Origin of the sequence: Haloarcula sp. DT43 (assembly GCF_037078405.1) — an archaeon.
Taxonomy (GTDB): Archaea; Halobacteriota; Halobacteria; order Halobacteriales; family Haloarculaceae; genus Haloarcula; species Haloarcula brevis.
This window is the reverse complement of record NZ_JAYMGZ010000001.1, coordinates 370474-383502: the sequence shown is the minus strand read 5'-3', so window position 1 is coordinate 383502 and position 13029 is coordinate 370474. Positions and strand designations below refer to the sequence as shown.

General features: G+C 68.0%; 13 protein-coding genes, 1 tRNA gene and 1 pseudogene. 8 read left to right on the top strand and 7 right to left on the bottom strand.

What is annotated here, in order from left to right; translation table 11 throughout:
- Window positions 1–18: 18 nt before the first annotated feature.
- Window positions 19–1653, bottom strand: a complete 1635-nt coding sequence (locus VI123_RS02065) for a potassium channel family protein (protein WP_336336415.1) — start codon at window positions 1651–1653, stop codon at window positions 19–21.
- A gap of 282 nt (window positions 1654–1935) precedes the next feature.
- Between VI123_RS02065 and ilvA the strand changes: the two genes are divergently transcribed.
- The 4 genes from ilvA to VI123_RS02045 all read left to right on the top strand — a co-directional run bounded on the left by ilvA (window position 1936) and on the right by VI123_RS02045 (window position 4006).
- On the top strand, window positions 1936–3147 hold the full coding sequence (ilvA, locus tag VI123_RS02060) for a threonine ammonia-lyase (protein WP_336336414.1): 1212 nt from the start codon (window positions 1936–1938) through the stop codon (window positions 3145–3147).
- A gap of 238 nt (window positions 3148–3385) precedes the next feature.
- On the top strand, window positions 3386–3595 hold the full coding sequence (locus VI123_RS02055; RefSeq protein ID WP_336336413.1) for a DUF1328 family protein: 210 nt from the start codon (window positions 3386–3388) through the stop codon (window positions 3593–3595).
- A 96-nt stretch (window positions 3596–3691) separates the two neighbouring features.
- Window positions 3692–3895 (top strand): hypothetical protein, encoded by a 204-nt coding sequence (locus VI123_RS02050; protein ID WP_336336412.1) that lies wholly within the window; start codon window positions 3692–3694, stop codon window positions 3893–3895.
- A 29-nt stretch (window positions 3896–3924) separates the two neighbouring features.
- Window positions 3925–4006 (top strand) — tRNA-Ser (locus tag VI123_RS02045).
- Window positions 4007–4268: 262 nt separating this feature from the next.
- On the opposite strand, the gene VI123_RS02040 is transcribed toward VI123_RS02045, so the two are convergent.
- Window positions 4269–4640, bottom strand: a complete 372-nt coding sequence (locus tag VI123_RS02040) for a VOC family protein (protein WP_336336411.1) — start codon at window positions 4638–4640, stop codon at window positions 4269–4271.
- 59 nt (window positions 4641–4699) lie between these two features.
- A pseudogene (locus VI123_RS02035) lies at window positions 4700–5016 on the bottom strand (PhzF family phenazine biosynthesis protein); the annotation flags it as partial.
- Window positions 5017–5070: 54 nt separating this feature from the next.
- Here VI123_RS02035 and VI123_RS02030 point away from each other — a divergent pair.
- Entirely contained in the window at window positions 5071–5679 is a 609-nt protein-coding gene (locus tag VI123_RS02030; RefSeq protein ID WP_336336410.1) for a DJ-1/PfpI family protein, read from the top strand.
- On the opposite strand, the gene VI123_RS02025 is transcribed toward VI123_RS02030, so the two are convergent.
- The gene (locus VI123_RS02025) at window positions 5676–6749 is read right to left on the bottom strand and encodes a Gfo/Idh/MocA family protein (RefSeq protein ID WP_336336409.1); all 1074 of its coding nucleotides are present in this window, start codon (window positions 6747–6749) and stop codon (window positions 5676–5678) included. The two genes, VI123_RS02030 and VI123_RS02025, sit on opposite strands and share 4 nt — an antisense overlap.
- 39 nt (window positions 6750–6788) lie before the next feature.
- The gene (gene rnz, locus VI123_RS02020) at window positions 6789–7727 is read right to left on the bottom strand and encodes a ribonuclease Z (protein WP_336336408.1); all 939 of its coding nucleotides are present in this window, start codon (window positions 7725–7727) and stop codon (window positions 6789–6791) included.
- Between the two features lie 343 nt (window positions 7728–8070).
- On the opposite strand from rnz, the gene VI123_RS02015 reads away from it, so the two are divergent.
- The 3 genes from VI123_RS02015 to VI123_RS02005 all read left to right on the top strand — a co-directional run bounded on the left by VI123_RS02015 (window position 8071) and on the right by VI123_RS02005 (window position 10738).
- On the top strand, window positions 8071–9174 hold the full coding sequence (locus tag VI123_RS02015; RefSeq protein WP_336336407.1) for a CARDB domain-containing protein: 1104 nt from the start codon (window positions 8071–8073) through the stop codon (window positions 9172–9174).
- Between the two features lie 56 nt (window positions 9175–9230).
- Window positions 9231–9896 (top strand): potassium channel family protein, encoded by a 666-nt coding sequence (locus tag VI123_RS02010; protein WP_336336406.1) that lies wholly within the window; start codon window positions 9231–9233, stop codon window positions 9894–9896.
- 365 nt (window positions 9897–10261) lie between these two features.
- A complete protein-coding gene (locus VI123_RS02005) occupies window positions 10262–10738 on the top strand; it encodes a DUF7384 family protein (protein ID WP_336336405.1) in 477 nt (158 codons plus the stop codon).
- Window positions 10739–10744: 6 nt separating this feature from the next.
- Here VI123_RS02005 and VI123_RS02000 read toward each other — a convergent pair whose 3' ends face one another.
- Together VI123_RS02000 and VI123_RS01995 are read right to left on the bottom strand one after the other, a co-directional pair.
- The gene (locus tag VI123_RS02000) at window positions 10745–12445 is read right to left on the bottom strand and encodes a methyl-accepting chemotaxis protein (RefSeq protein ID WP_336336404.1); all 1701 of its coding nucleotides are present in this window, start codon (window positions 12443–12445) and stop codon (window positions 10745–10747) included.
- Between the two features lie 131 nt (window positions 12446–12576).
- A complete protein-coding gene (locus VI123_RS01995; RefSeq protein ID WP_336336403.1) occupies window positions 12577–12987 on the bottom strand; it encodes a hypothetical protein in 411 nt (136 codons plus the stop codon).
- Between the last annotated feature and the right edge of the window lie 42 nt (window positions 12988–13029).

Genomic DNA, 13029 nt, shown 5'->3' with positions numbered 1-13029 from the left:
CGCCGGTTCCCGGACTCGCTAGCCGAACAGCGACTGGAACCGCGTCACGCCGTCGTCGGTGCCGGCGATGACGAGCCTGTCGGTCGGCTCGATGGTCGCGTCGGGGCCGAGGTCGGTGAGCACCGCGCCGTCGCGTTCGATGGCGACGACTGTACAGCCCGTCCGCGAGCGGACGTCGGCGTCGCCGAGCGTCGTGTTCCCGAGCCCGTCGGCGGCGACGCGGACGACCTCGACCTGCTGGTCCATCGAGATGACGTCCTCGTCTTCGAGAATCGTCGAGGCGAGCATCCGGCCGCTGACCGTCGACAGCGCGAGGACGTAGTCAGCGCCCGCGCGGTACATCTTCCGGACGTTCTCGCTTTCCTCGGCGCGGGCGATGACCTCGACGTCGGGATTGAGGTCGCGGATGACCAGCGTCGCGAACTCGGTGTCGGTGTCCTCCGAGAGCGCGAGGATGACCGTCCTGGCCGCACCGACGCCGGCGTGTCGCAGGTCGTCGGGCTCCGTGGCGTCGCCGACGACGTCGGCGCCGGGCACGTCGTTCCGGTCGAGCACCGTGTGCGGCACGTCGGCGTCCGTGAGCGCCGACGTGATGGTCTGGCCGACCTCGCCGGCACCGATGATGACCGTCTCCCCGCGGCGAAAGCCGCGCACGCTGGAGAGGGTCAACTCCTTGAGCTGTTCCAGTTGCCCTTCGGTGCCCGAGACCAGCAGGACCGTGCTGCCGTCGAGTTCGGCGTCTGGGTCGGGCGGGCTCACGAACTGGCCGCGGAACCACGCGCCGATGACGTTGACGCCGGTCTCCTCGCGGATGCCGCTGTCCGCGAGGGTCGTCCCGACGAGGTCGCTCCCGCGGTGAATCGGGAGTTCGGCGATGTCGAAGTCCTCACCGATTTCGATTGAGTCCCCGAGCGTCGTCGAGACGCCGGTCGTCACCTTGCTCGCGAGGCTCTCGCCGAGCAGCCCCCGCGGCGAGAGGACGGCGTCGGCACCGGCGAGGTCGTGGTACTTCGCGCGGTCGGGCTCCTTGACGACGCTGACGGTCTGGACGGACTCGTCGACTTCGCGGGCGGTGAGGATGATGCTGGTGTTGACCTGGTCGGAGGCGTCGGCCACGAGCGCGCGGGCCGAGGACAGGCGCGCCCGCTCCAGTCCGTCGACGGACTGTGGGTCGGCGTGGATGACGTCGTACCCCTCCTCGTAGAGGTCGTTGGCCCGGTCCCGGTCCGGTTCGACGACGATGTAGTCGACGCCCCAGGTGTCGAGTTCGGCCGTGAGCGTCTCGCCCCGGGGCGAGAACTGGCAGATGACGACGTGGTCGTCCAGCCCGTTCTCGACCGTGTTCGGGGCCGTCGTCTCCATCGCCTCCTCGAACAGCGGAAACAGCAACACCGGCAGCGCGAGGAAGATGAGGACGACGCCGGTGATGTCCATCACGATGACGAGCAGCCGCATCTCCGTGGTGCTCCAGGGCGCGTCGGAGCCGTAGCCGGTCGTGGTGAACGTCTCGACCACGACCCGGAGCGACCGGAGGAACGGCTGTGGGTTGTTCTCGAACGTCGCCATCCCGTAGTCGTAGGCGACGGCGTAGCCGAGAATGATGCCGGCGAGCGCGACGAGATACACCAGCGTCCGCCGCAGCCAGGTGTCCATCTACTACTTCCTGGGATACCGAGTGTAAAACAGTTCTGTCCGACCCGCCGGGCCCACCCGTCGGCGTGGTGCCGGGACAGATGCCTGACCCGTACGCCTTTTTGCACTTTCACTTTCACCGCGCTACGAAGGGATTTAAGTCACTCGCGTTCGTCGTCCCGCGTGCAGTCACACGCTCCCCCTTTTCGTTCCGGTCGCTCACCGAGTAGTTACCACTGTGTGTCCCGGCGACACCGCGCGGTCAGCCGACAGTATAACGGCATCCGGCGAATAGCAACTGCCATGCTCTCGTTTGAGGACGTGCTCGCGGCACAGGACACCGTCTCGGAAACGGCCAGACACACGCCGCTCGACTACTCGCACACCTTCTCGGCGATGACGGGCGCAGACGTGCATCTCAAGCTCGAACTGTTCCAGCGCACGGGCTCGTTCAAGATACGCGGCGCGACCAACCGCATCGCGTCGCTCTCGGACGCCGAGCGGGACGCCGGGGTCGTCACGGCGAGCGCCGGCAACCACGCCCAGGGGGTCGCGCTGGCCGCCACGCGAATCGGCGTCGACTCGAAAATCGTGATGCCGGAACGGGCCCCGGTGTCGAAGGTGAAAGCGACCCGGAGCTACGGCGGCGACGTGGTCCTCCACGGCCGGGACTACGACGCGGCCGCCGAACGCGCACACGAACTCGAACGCGAGGAGGGCCGGACCTACGTCCACGCCTTCGACGACGAGCGGGTGATGGCGGGCCAGGGGACCATCGGCCTGGAGATATACGAGGACCTCCCCGGCGTCGACACGGTCGTCGTCCCCATCGGCGGGGGCGGCCTCATCAGCGGCATCGCGACGGCGCTCGAGGGGAAAGACGAGCGCATCCGGGTCGTCGGCGTCCAGGCCGAGGGGGCGTCCAGCGTGGCTGAATCCCTACGGAAGGGCCACCGCGTGGAACGCGACAGCGTCGAGACCATCGCCGACGGCATCGCCACCCGCACCGTCGGCGAGAAGACCTTCGAGGTCATCCGCGAGCGCGTCGACGAGGTGGTGACGGTGTCGGACTCGGAAATCGCCGTCGCGCTGACGACGCTGCTCGAACGCTCGAAGACCCTCGCCGAGGGCGCGGGGGCCGTCGCGCTGGCCGCCGTCACCGAGGAGAAGTTCGACTTCGCGGACGGCGAGACAATCGTCCCCGCGCTGTGTGGCGGCAACATCGACCTGAACACGCTGACCAACGTCATCATTCGCGGCCTCGTCGAGACCGGCCGCTACCTCAGGATACGGACCGTCCTCCAGGACCGGCCGGGCGCGCTGGAGGAACTCGTCGAGGTGCTCACGCGCGAGCGGGTCAACATCTACGGCATCGAGCACGACCGGACCAACCGCGACGTGGCGATGAGTTCCGCCGAGGTCGAACTGGACCTGGAGACCCGCGGCCCCGACCACGTCGACGCGCTCCTCGACGCGCTCGCCGACGAGGGCTACGAGGTCGACGTGCTGGTCTGACCGACCGGCCTACGCCGGGACCCTGCATGCGAAAGCCCCGTCGAGCCGCCCGAGCTTGCCATATCAACGACTGCGCCGTTGCGCCCCGACGGGACGACTCCCGGCTGCTTCCACCACACCTCGCAAGCACAACACTGGCCCTGTGGCGGGTCGAACGCTTGCCCATGTCATCGCTGGCAACACTGCACGACAGTACTGCACTTCAGGTTCTCCGGCGTCCCGGAAACAGGTGGGGCCGATGGTAGCGCCCCCGCTCGCAGTACTATCGACTGCGACCGTGCCGCTGCAGTCCGGTGGCGGGCTGTTGTACTACGCCGTTGTCCTCGTGGTGCTGGCCGTGGTCGCCGGGATTGCCGGATTCCGTGGCGTCGCCGGGCTGAGCTTCCGCGCCGCGAAGTTCCTCGTCGTCGTCTTCCTCGTGCTAGCACTCGTCACGTTCTTGCTCTGATTCCGGCGGGGTTTTAGCCGCGGCGACCGCCGCTTCGGGTATGCGACGGCCTGTACGCACCGCACCAGCCGAGCCGATACGGAGGGGAGGGCGCTGATGGAGCCGCGAACGAAGGCCAGCCTCCTGTGGGGCGTCGTCGGCGGCCTCGCCTTCCTGGTCCTCGTCCAGGGGTACGAACTGCTGGCCGGGACGCCGGTGTCGCTCTCGGCCAAAGCCGGCGTCGCCGTGGCCGTCAGCATTGGGGCGACGCTGGCGTCCTACCGCATGCAGCCGCGGCTGTTCGGAAACGAAAGCCCTTAATCGCCCGCCCTCGCACTCTCGAAACGCGTGCCAGGATGGCCGAACGGTAAGGCGCACGCCTGGAAAGCGTGTTCCCTTTCGGGATTCTGGGTTCAAATCCCAGTCCTGGCGCTTTTACCGCGAACATACCGTCGAGAACCGCGTAGCGTGTTCTCGGCATCCGTGAAGCGGGTATGCGACACTGCTGGGGTTTGAGCACGCGAGTCGCAGCGCCGAGCGGAGCGAGGCGACCGTCTCGCCGTCGGTTCAAATCCCAGTCCTGGCGTCGTGAGGTTCGAGCGGCGTGAGAACCTCGAGCGCGAACGGCGAACGACGTGAGCCGTGAGCGAGTTTTTCTGTGACTGACTGCCGCTCCCACTCTCGGCGGTCCCGCTCAGAGCCAGCGGTAGAACTCCAGCGTGTACCCCTCGGGGTCCTCGACGAAGGCGACGAAAGCGTCGGCGGCGTCGATTTCCGTCGGTTCGACCACGGGTGCAGCGCCGGCGTCGATGGCCGCCTCGTAGGTCCCCTCGACGTCGTCGACGGTGAACGCGATGTGGTCCACGTCGGCGCGGTTCGGCGCGACCGGGGTGGTCCGGTCGGGGTCGTAGCGGAGTTGCAGGTCGCCGTCGCCATCCCGGCCGAGATAGACGTTCTCGACGCCGTCCAGCGTGAAGCGGTTGGTCTCCTCGAAGCCCAGCGCGCCGTAGAACGCCATCGCGCGGTCGAGGTCCGAGACGCAGATTGCGGTGTGTGCGAGTTCCATGGCCCGCGGTTGTGTACGGGACGAAATGAGTGTGCCGATAGCGGGGCTGTCGCGGTCGCTCACAGCAGGTCGCCGCGGGCGACGGGGACGACGCTGCCGCCGACCCGGACGCTGATGTCCTCGCCGCTGCCGGTCGTCGAGAGGTGCAACAGCGACGGCCGCCCCATCTCGTACCCCTGTTCGACGCGCGCCTCCACGGCGGGGCTCCCGAGTCCCTCGTGGCGGGCGAGATACGCGGCCAGACAGCCGTTGGAGGAGCCGGTCGCGGGGTCCTCGGGCACGTGAACGGTGCGAACACGCGGACAGCGAGGTCGTTGTCGTCGCTCCGCGGGTCCCGGCAGACGGCCAGCACGTTCTTGGCCTCGCGGTCGCCGGTCGCGTGACACACGGTATCACTGGACTATTTGCCGCCGTCGGCCCAGGTGTGAGCATGGAGACTGTCGCAATCGCCTGCTTCGACGGGTTCGACGAACTGGACGCCATCGGCCCCTACGAGGTGTTCGAGAACGCGGCCCGGTTCGGCGCGTCCTGGGACGTGACGCTTCGTTCGGTGCGCGAGTCCGAGCGAGTCACCGCGAGCCACGGGCTCCGGGTCGAACCCGACGGCCTGCTGACCGACGTCGCCCCGGACCTGCTCGTCGTCGCCGGCGGCGGGTGGAACGACCGGAGCGAGGCCGGCGTGTGGACGGAGACCGAACGCGGCGACCTGCCCGACGCCGTCGCAGCGGCACACGGCCGCGGTGCGACCGTCGCCGGCGTCTGTACCGGCGGGATGGTGCTCGCCCGCGCCGGCCTGCTCGACGGCCGCCAGGCGGTGACACACGGCGGCGCACTCGAGGACCTGCGGGCGACCGACGCCACCGTCGTCGATGCCCGGGTCGTCGACGACGGCGACGTGCTAACCTGTGGCGGCGTCACGTCCGGGCTGGACCTCGCCGTCCATCTCGTCGAGCGCGAATGGGGCGCGGACGTGGCCGCCGCTGTCTGCGAGGAGATGGAGTACGAACCACGGGGCGACGTGTTCCGCGGCGACCGTTAGGCGTTCGCGCGGGCGTCGTCGAGCAGCGCCTGCACGTCGACGGCCTCGCCGGTCTCGCTGCTCTCGATGGCGGCGAAGACGATAGCCATCGATTCGAGGACGCTGTCGACGCTCGTCGGCATCGGCTCGCCGCCGTCGACCCAGTCACAGAACTGCTCGATGAGCCAGGCGTTCTTCCAGTGGGGGCGCTCGGCGGGCGACACCGACTCGCCGTCGCCCCTGCCGATGCTCTCGAAGTTCCCGGTGCGGTAGTCGTCGCCGTGGAACCGCTCGACGTCGCGGCGGTCGAGGACGACGGTCTGGTCGGCGCACTCGGCGCGGAACTGCTCGTGGCCCCAGCCGTTCAGCGTCGTCGCGTTGGCGTAACTGCCCTCGTACTGGGCGCGCGTCCCGTCGGCGAAGTGCAGCGTCACGAAGCCGGTGCAGTCGCCGTCGTAGTCCGCCTCGTCGGGCGTCCACGTCTCGGCGTACACCCGTTCACACGGGGCGTCGACCAGCGACGCGAGGATGTCGAGGTGGTGGATAGCGCCGTCGAGCAGGAGCATGTTCGACATCTCGTAGACGTAGTCGGCGTAGAAGCCACGCTCGCGGACGTTGCCCGTGTACCGGCCCGTCAAGTAGTCGACGTCGCCGGCCTCCTGAACGGCCCGCCGGAAGGTCGTCTTGTCCTGGTCGAACCGGTGGCTCATCGTGACCCCCATCTTCTTGCCGGCCTCGCTGACCTTCTCGGCGATCCGGACCGACCCTTCCAGGGTGTCGGCAATCGGTTTCTCCGAGATGATGTGCAGGTCGTGGGCCAGTGCCGTCTCCACCACGGCCTCGTGGGTCGCCGGCGGCGTCACGATGGAACAGACGTCAGCCGGACGCTCCGAGAGCGCGGTTTCGAGGTCGGTGTAACACTCCTCGGGCGAGAGGCCGAGCTCTCGTTCGGCCAGTTCGTGCCGTTCGGGGTCGGTGTCGACCGCTGCGACGACCTCGATGCGGTCGGCGTCGACGTTCGGCGGAATCGCGTCTGTCGCCCAGGTCGAGCCCTGGCCGCCCAGACCGACGTGGACTAATCGGTGAGTCATGGCTGCGCTATCGCTTCGAAGGATAAATGCTGCACTATTTCATCGGAACTCGTCGGCGTCCGGGAACTCCACGCGGCGTTCCATCCCGTCGTCGGCGAGGACGACCTCGCCGTCGAAGGCGTCGCGGGCCTCCTCGACCAACTGGTCGGCGCTGGCGGCGTAGCGCGTCGAGATGTGTGTCAACGCCAGCGTCGACGCGCCGGCCTGTCGCGCCACGTCGGCGGCCTCCCGGGCGGTGGAGTGGGCCGTCGCCTTCGCCCGCTCTTTCCGGTCTTCGGCGAAGGTAGCGTCGTGGACGAGCAGGTCCGCGCCCTCGCTCGCCTCGATGACGCTCTCTGTCGGGAGCGTGTCGCCGGTGTAGACGAACCGCCGGCCGGGACGGGGCGGCCCGACGACGGCCTCCGGCTGGATGGTCTCGCCCTCGTGTTCGACGGCCTCGCCGCGGTGGAGCTTCGAGTACTTCGGCCCCGGCGGGATGCCGAACTCCTCCTCGGCCTTCTGGCGGTCGAACTTCCCCTTCCGGTCGTCCTCGTCGAGGACGTAGCCGACGCTGGCACACCGGTGTTCGGTCTCGATGGCCCGGACCTCGTACTCCGGCCGGTCCAGAACCACGTCGCCGGCCGACACCTCGTTGATGCGGACGGGAAAGGAGGGAGTCGTCCCGTTGGCCTGGATGAGCTGTTCGATGTTCCCGCGCGTGCCCGCCGGGGTGTGGACGGCGATGGCGCGGTCGCGCTCGTTGAAGTCCCACGTCTGGAGCAGCCCCGGAATCCCGAGGACGTGGTCGCCGTGGAGATGCGTGACGAACAGGTGGTCGACGGCGAAGCCGGTGCCGTAGCGCATCATCTGTCGCTGCGTGCCCTCGCCGCAGTCGAACAGGAGGTAGTCGCCGTCGCGGTTCAGGAAGATGCTGCTCGTGTTGCGCTGGGTCGTCGGCACGGCCCCACTCGTTCCCAGGAACGTCACGCGCATATTCATCGCATCCTCCACTGTCGACGGGTAAACCGGTGTCGAAAGGGTGTCGTCGACGGCCCGTCACACCACCGGGTGCGACGCGTCGCCGCACCTCACCGCGCCACTGAACAGTGCGGCCCGTCTATTACTCGGCGAACCAGCCACCGTCGTCGGGCGTTCGTTCGCCACCGCTCGGGTGCTTAATCACCGGCAAAACGATTCACCGACCGACATCCCGTCGCTCAATCTCAGATTGTCCACCCGGCGAGAGAGGCGCATCGCTTAGCAGGTTATTATGCTCCGTTGAACTGTCTCTCCGGTTTATGTGTCTCTCAGCCGTTGCCTCGTTCGCATTGCCGACCAACTCATGATACGAACTCGCACATTCGCCGTCTTCGCCGCGCTGGTCGTCGTCGGGGGCTTCGCCGCACAGGCCGGGGCCGTACCGGGCGTGACAGCGCAACAGGAATCGCCACTCGAACAGGCCGGGAACACAGGAGTCACCGTCGACTCCCTGACAGCGCCGGAGAGCGTCGCGCCGAACTCGACTGCCGACGTGGCCGCGACGGTCACGAACAACGAGAACGCCACGGTGACCGAGTCCGTGGCGTTCCGCTTCGACGGTGCCGTCGTCGACCGGACGCTCGTCACGCTCGACCCGGACGAGAGCACGACCGTCCAGTTCGCCGTCGGGACGACCGGCGTCGAACCCGGTGACTACCGCCACGGCGTCTTCACCAGCGACGACGGGCAGGTCGCCGCGGTCACCGTCTCCGACTCGTTCACCCTGGAAAGCCTCGACGCGCCGACGAGCGCCGCCGCCGGTGACAACGTCACCGTCGACGCGACTGTCGCCAACCCGAACGCCTTCAACACGACACAGACCGTCGAGTTCCGACTCGGCGGAGAGCCACTCGCCGCCGAGTCCGTGACCCTCGACGCGAACGAATCCACCGAGGTCACGTTCACCGTCGATACGACCGGCGTCGAACCGGGCACGTACGTCCACAGCGTCTTCACGCGTGACGACGGCGCGTTCGCCGAGATTACTATCGAGTCCGCGGTGTCCGAGGAACCGCCAGCGGAAGAGACTGAAGAACCGCCGGTTGACGAAACTGAAGAACCGCCGGTCGACGAAACCGAAGAACCGCCGGTTGACGAAACTGAAGAACCGCCGGTCGACGAAACTGAAGAACCGCCCGCTGACGAAACCGAGGAGCCGCCAGCGGAAGAGACCGAAGAACCGCCAGCGGAAGAGACTGAGGAGCCGCCCGCTGACGAAACCGAAGAACCGCCAGCGGAAGAGACTGAAGAACCGCCGGTCGACGAAACTGAAGAACCGCCGGTCGACGAAACTGAAGAACCGCCCGCTGACGAAACCGAAGAACCACCCGCTGACGAAACTGAGGAGCCGCCAGCGGAAGAGACCGAGGACGCGAACACCGACGAAGCCGGGACGACTGAAGGGTAACCGCGCCACCCTGTCACCCGTTCACATTTTTAATGGTGGCCGTCGTACCGTGGGGCATGAAGTTCGTTATCGTTGGCTACGGCCGCGTCGGTATCCGGACCGCACGGATTCTGCAGAGCGAGGGCCACGAAGTCGTCATCGTCGACAACGACCCGGTGAAGGTCGAACGGGCCGCCGAGACCGGTTTCGAGACCATCCAGGGCGACGGCAACGAGGAGAGCGTCCTCCTCGACGCCGGCATCGAGACCGCGGACGCTATCGGCGGCCTCACGGGCGACCTGAACACGAACTTCACCGCCTGCATGATTGGCAAGGAACACGGCTGTCGGACCGTGCTGCGCATCGACGCCGACTACCGCGAGGAGATTTACGAGAAGTACGCCGCCGACGTGGACGAGATTATCTACCCCGAGCGGCTGGGCGCGGCCGGCGCGAAGACGGCGCTGCTGGGCGGGGACTTCAACGTCCTCGCCGACCTGACCGAACAGCTCTCGGTCGCCAGCATCAGCATCCCCGAGGACTCGCCGTTCGTCGGGAAACGGGTCGTCGAGGTGGAACTGCCCGGCGACGCCCACATCTACGCTCACGGCAAGAACCACGAGCCGATGACGATTCCGCTGCCACAGACGGAAATCGAACCCGGCGACAGCGTCGCCATCATGGCCGACCCCGGCGGGCTGGACGACATCCGGGCGACGCTCCGGGGCGACGCACCGGCCTGAGCGCCCGGGTCTCGACGGCGGCTTTTCCAGTCGATAGCACTCGCCTCCGTCGGAAGCCGGGGGGAAGTGGAATATGAAAGGGAGGATCGCGGTGTCCGGGCGCGCCTGGGGAGGATAGGATGGCACGCAGTGTCACCGACAGCCACTGCAGCCGTGCAGCGCGCCCGTATCGAGGGGAATGCTACCGGTCCTCATAAATGCCCGTCAGACGGACGGCCGACGGGCGACAGACGGTACGGCTTTTGCCCGTCGGGGCACTGTCCCCTGTATGACCTGGGCGACGCTGTTCGAACGCGCGACGGACTACCAGACCACGGTGGACGCTGTCCGTACGGCCCTCGACGAGCGGCGGGCGGAGGACGGCGATGCGTGAGCCGTCGCCGGCCCGCGTCGTCGCCGACGCCGACGTCCTCGCCGCCGACCTGCTGTGTGGGCCGGACGGCGACGCCCGCGCAGCACTCGACCACGTCCGCCGCCACTCGTGGGTCACGCTCGTCGCCAGCGACCACCTGCTAGACGACGCGACCGCCGTCATCGCCGACCTCGCCGACGACGACCTGGCGGCCGACTGGCGGGCGCGTATCGAACCCGACTGCGAACTCGTCGACCATCCGGCCGGCGACCATCCCGCGCTGGCCGCGGCCTACCGGGGCGGGGCACAGCAGTTGCTCTCGTTCGATACCGAACTGCGGAGCGCCCGGACCGGTGCCGCGCTCAACCGTCACATGGCCGTGAGCGTCAGACCGCCGGACGCCTTCGCCCGCCTGTTCGACCCGGAGTCGCTGTACCCCGTCGTCAAGGAAGGCGAGTACCCCGGACCCGACCGGGACCCGCGTGCGTAGCGGGGGTCAGTCGTCGGCCGACGGCACGGCCGTCGTAGCTGTCCTCGACGGCCCGGCCGCGCCCTCCGCGACGTCGAACTCCGCGAGCACCTCGCGCAGGTCGTCGGTCTGGGCCGCCATCTCCCGAACCTCGTTTGTCACTTCGGTAATCGTCGCCGTCTGTTCCTCGGCGGCGGCGGCGACGGCCTCGGACTCCTCGTTGGTCTGCTCGCTCACCGCCGCGACTTCGTCGACCATGTCGACGACCTCCTGGGTGGTCTCGGCCTGCTCGGCGGTGGCTCCCGATATCTCCTGAATCGAGGCGTTGACCTCGCCGAGCACGTCGACGATGTCCTCGAAGTCCCGCAGCGCCGACTCGATGGTCTCGACGCTGTCGGTCACCTGCTGGTTCGTCGCCTCGACGTCGCTGACGGTCTCGCCGGCCTCCTGCTGGACGGCCTCGATGCGGTCGGACACGTCCGTCGCGGCGTCGCGGGTCTCCTCGGCGAGGGTCTTGACCTCGTCGGCGACGACGGCGAACCCGTCGCCGCTCACGTCCGCGCGGGCCGCCTCGATGGAGGCGTTCAGCGCGAGCATGTTGGTCTGCTCGGCGATGTCCGTGATGACCTCGACGATGTCGTCGATTTCGCTTATCTGGTCGACCAGGCTCTCGACCGCGACGGCAATGTCGTCGATGCGGGACTCCATCTCGTCGAGTTCGTCGATAGCCTGTTCGGCGTCCGCGCGTCCCTCTCGGCCGCGCCGTGTCGCCTTCTCCGCGGTGTCGGCGGCGTTTTCCGCGGTCGCGGCTATCTCCTCGACGGTGGCCGACAGGGTGTTCATCTCGGAGGCGACGTCGTCGTGGCGGGACGCCTGCTGGCTGGCACCGGCCGAAATCTCCTGTATCGACCGCGAGATTTCGTCGCTGGCGTCGTCTATCTCCTGGATGCTCCTGGTGACGTGGTCGCTCGTCTCGTCGACGTCCTCGGCGAACGCCGCGACGGTGGCGACCGTCTCACCCAGCGTGGTCACGAGGTCGTTGTAGTTCTCGACGACGGCGTCGAACTGCTCGTCGTCGGCGTCGAAGTCCTCGTCGATCGTGGCCGTCAGGTCCCCGTCTTTCGCCCGCTCGGCGGCGTCGCCGAAGGCGACGACGAGGTCGTTGAGCGCCTGGGACCGCCGTTCGAGGTCGCTGGTCATCGCCTGGAGTTCGGTCGTGTAGTCGTCCATGCTGGCGGCCATCTTCTCCAGGGACTGCCCGAAAGTCCCGGGCACGTCCTCGTCGAGAACCTCGGCGTCGAACTCCTGCCGGGAGAGCGCGTCGGCCTGCTCGGACACCGTCAGCAGGTAGGCCTGCATCGACCGGAACGACGCGAGCAGTTCGGCGACCTCGTCGTCGCGCTCGCTCTCGGGCAGTTCCACGTCGAGTTCGCCGGAGGCGATGTGGTCCGCGCCCGCCGCCATCGCCGTGACGGGTTCGACGAAGTCCTCGCGGGTGATGAACACCGTGTTGGCGAACGCGACGACCGCACCGACGAGCAACACCCCCGTGACGACGAACCGGACGGTCCCGCTGGCGACGAGAGAGACACCCGCCAGCGCGACGGACGCGGCGAACTGCAGGCCGACGGCCGCGAGCACCTTCCGCTCGACGGAGCCGGCGACGCCGAAAAGTTCGAGTGATTCGCGTATCACCGCTTTGTACTGTCCGACCGGGTCTGTGAGCATACGCCCCTTTTTCTTACAGTGTTTAATAAGGTTCCAGTCTAATTCTCGGAGATTGAAAAGAAAGGGGCGAAAGAACCGGACCGTGAGGTCCTCGGGACGGTATTGTGGATGCCGCTTTCGGAATTGATTCTCTACCGGCCGCGGTTGACCAGCGCGGAGACGCGGCGGACGACCCGGCGCGGCGTCACCCTGACCAGTCGGTCGAGCAGTCGCATCGACCGTCGCGGAATCACGACCGCCTCGCCGGCGGCGGCCCCTTCGTAGGCCGCCTCGGCGACCGCGTCGGGCGTGTTCGCGGTGACCGCCCCGACGGTCGAGTCCGCCATCCCGGCCCGTTCCTGAAAGCCCGTCTCGACGGGGCCGGGACAGACCACCGTCACGTCGACCGGTGTCCCCCGGTGTTCCTCGGCCAGTGCCTCGCTGATCACGTCGTGTCCGCGCGCGGCGAACTCCCGGGCGAACACCTCGCCGATGCCAGCCGACGCGCCGGTTATCAGCGCGGTCCCGCCGGTACCGACGACCGGCACGTCGCTACCGCTCACCGTACCACTCCGCGACTCGACGTCGCGTCGGGTTCCAGCGCC

Bases quoted from the DNA above. Each gene is read 5' to 3' on its own strand.
- VI123_RS02040 (WP_336336411.1), bottom strand. From the start codon at position 4,640: ATGGAACTCGCACACACCGCAATCTGCGTCTCGGACCTCGACCGCGCG.
- VI123_RS02050 (WP_336336412.1), top strand. From the start codon at position 3,692: ATGGAGCCGCGAACGAAGGCCAGCCTCCTGTGGGGCGTCGTCGGCGGC.
- VI123_RS02000 (WP_336336404.1), bottom strand. From the start codon at position 12,445: ATGCTCACAGACCCGGTCGGACAGTACAAAGCGGTGATACGCGAATCA.
- rnz (WP_336336408.1), bottom strand. From the start codon at position 7,727: ATGAATATGCGCGTGACGTTCCTGGGAACGAGTGGGGCCGTGCCGACG.
- VI123_RS02030 (WP_336336410.1), top strand. From the start codon at position 5,071: ATGGAGACTGTCGCAATCGCCTGCTTCGACGGGTTCGACGAACTGGAC.
- VI123_RS02005 (WP_336336405.1), top strand. From the start codon at position 10,262: ATGCGTGAGCCGTCGCCGGCCCGCGTCGTCGCCGACGCCGACGTCCTC.
- VI123_RS02025 (WP_336336409.1), bottom strand. From the start codon at position 6,749: ATGACTCACCGATTAGTCCACGTCGGTCTGGGCGGCCAGGGCTCGACC.
- VI123_RS02065 (WP_336336415.1), bottom strand. From the start codon at position 1,653: ATGGACACCTGGCTGCGGCGGACGCTGGTGTATCTCGTCGCGCTCGCC.
- VI123_RS02010 (WP_336336406.1), top strand. From the start codon at position 9,231: ATGAAGTTCGTTATCGTTGGCTACGGCCGCGTCGGTATCCGGACCGCA.
- VI123_RS02055 (WP_336336413.1), top strand. From the start codon at position 3,386: ATGGTAGCGCCCCCGCTCGCAGTACTATCGACTGCGACCGTGCCGCTG.
- ilvA (WP_336336414.1), top strand. From the start codon at position 1,936: ATGCTCTCGTTTGAGGACGTGCTCGCGGCACAGGACACCGTCTCGGAA.
- VI123_RS02015 (WP_336336407.1), top strand. From the start codon at position 8,071: ATGATACGAACTCGCACATTCGCCGTCTTCGCCGCGCTGGTCGTCGTC.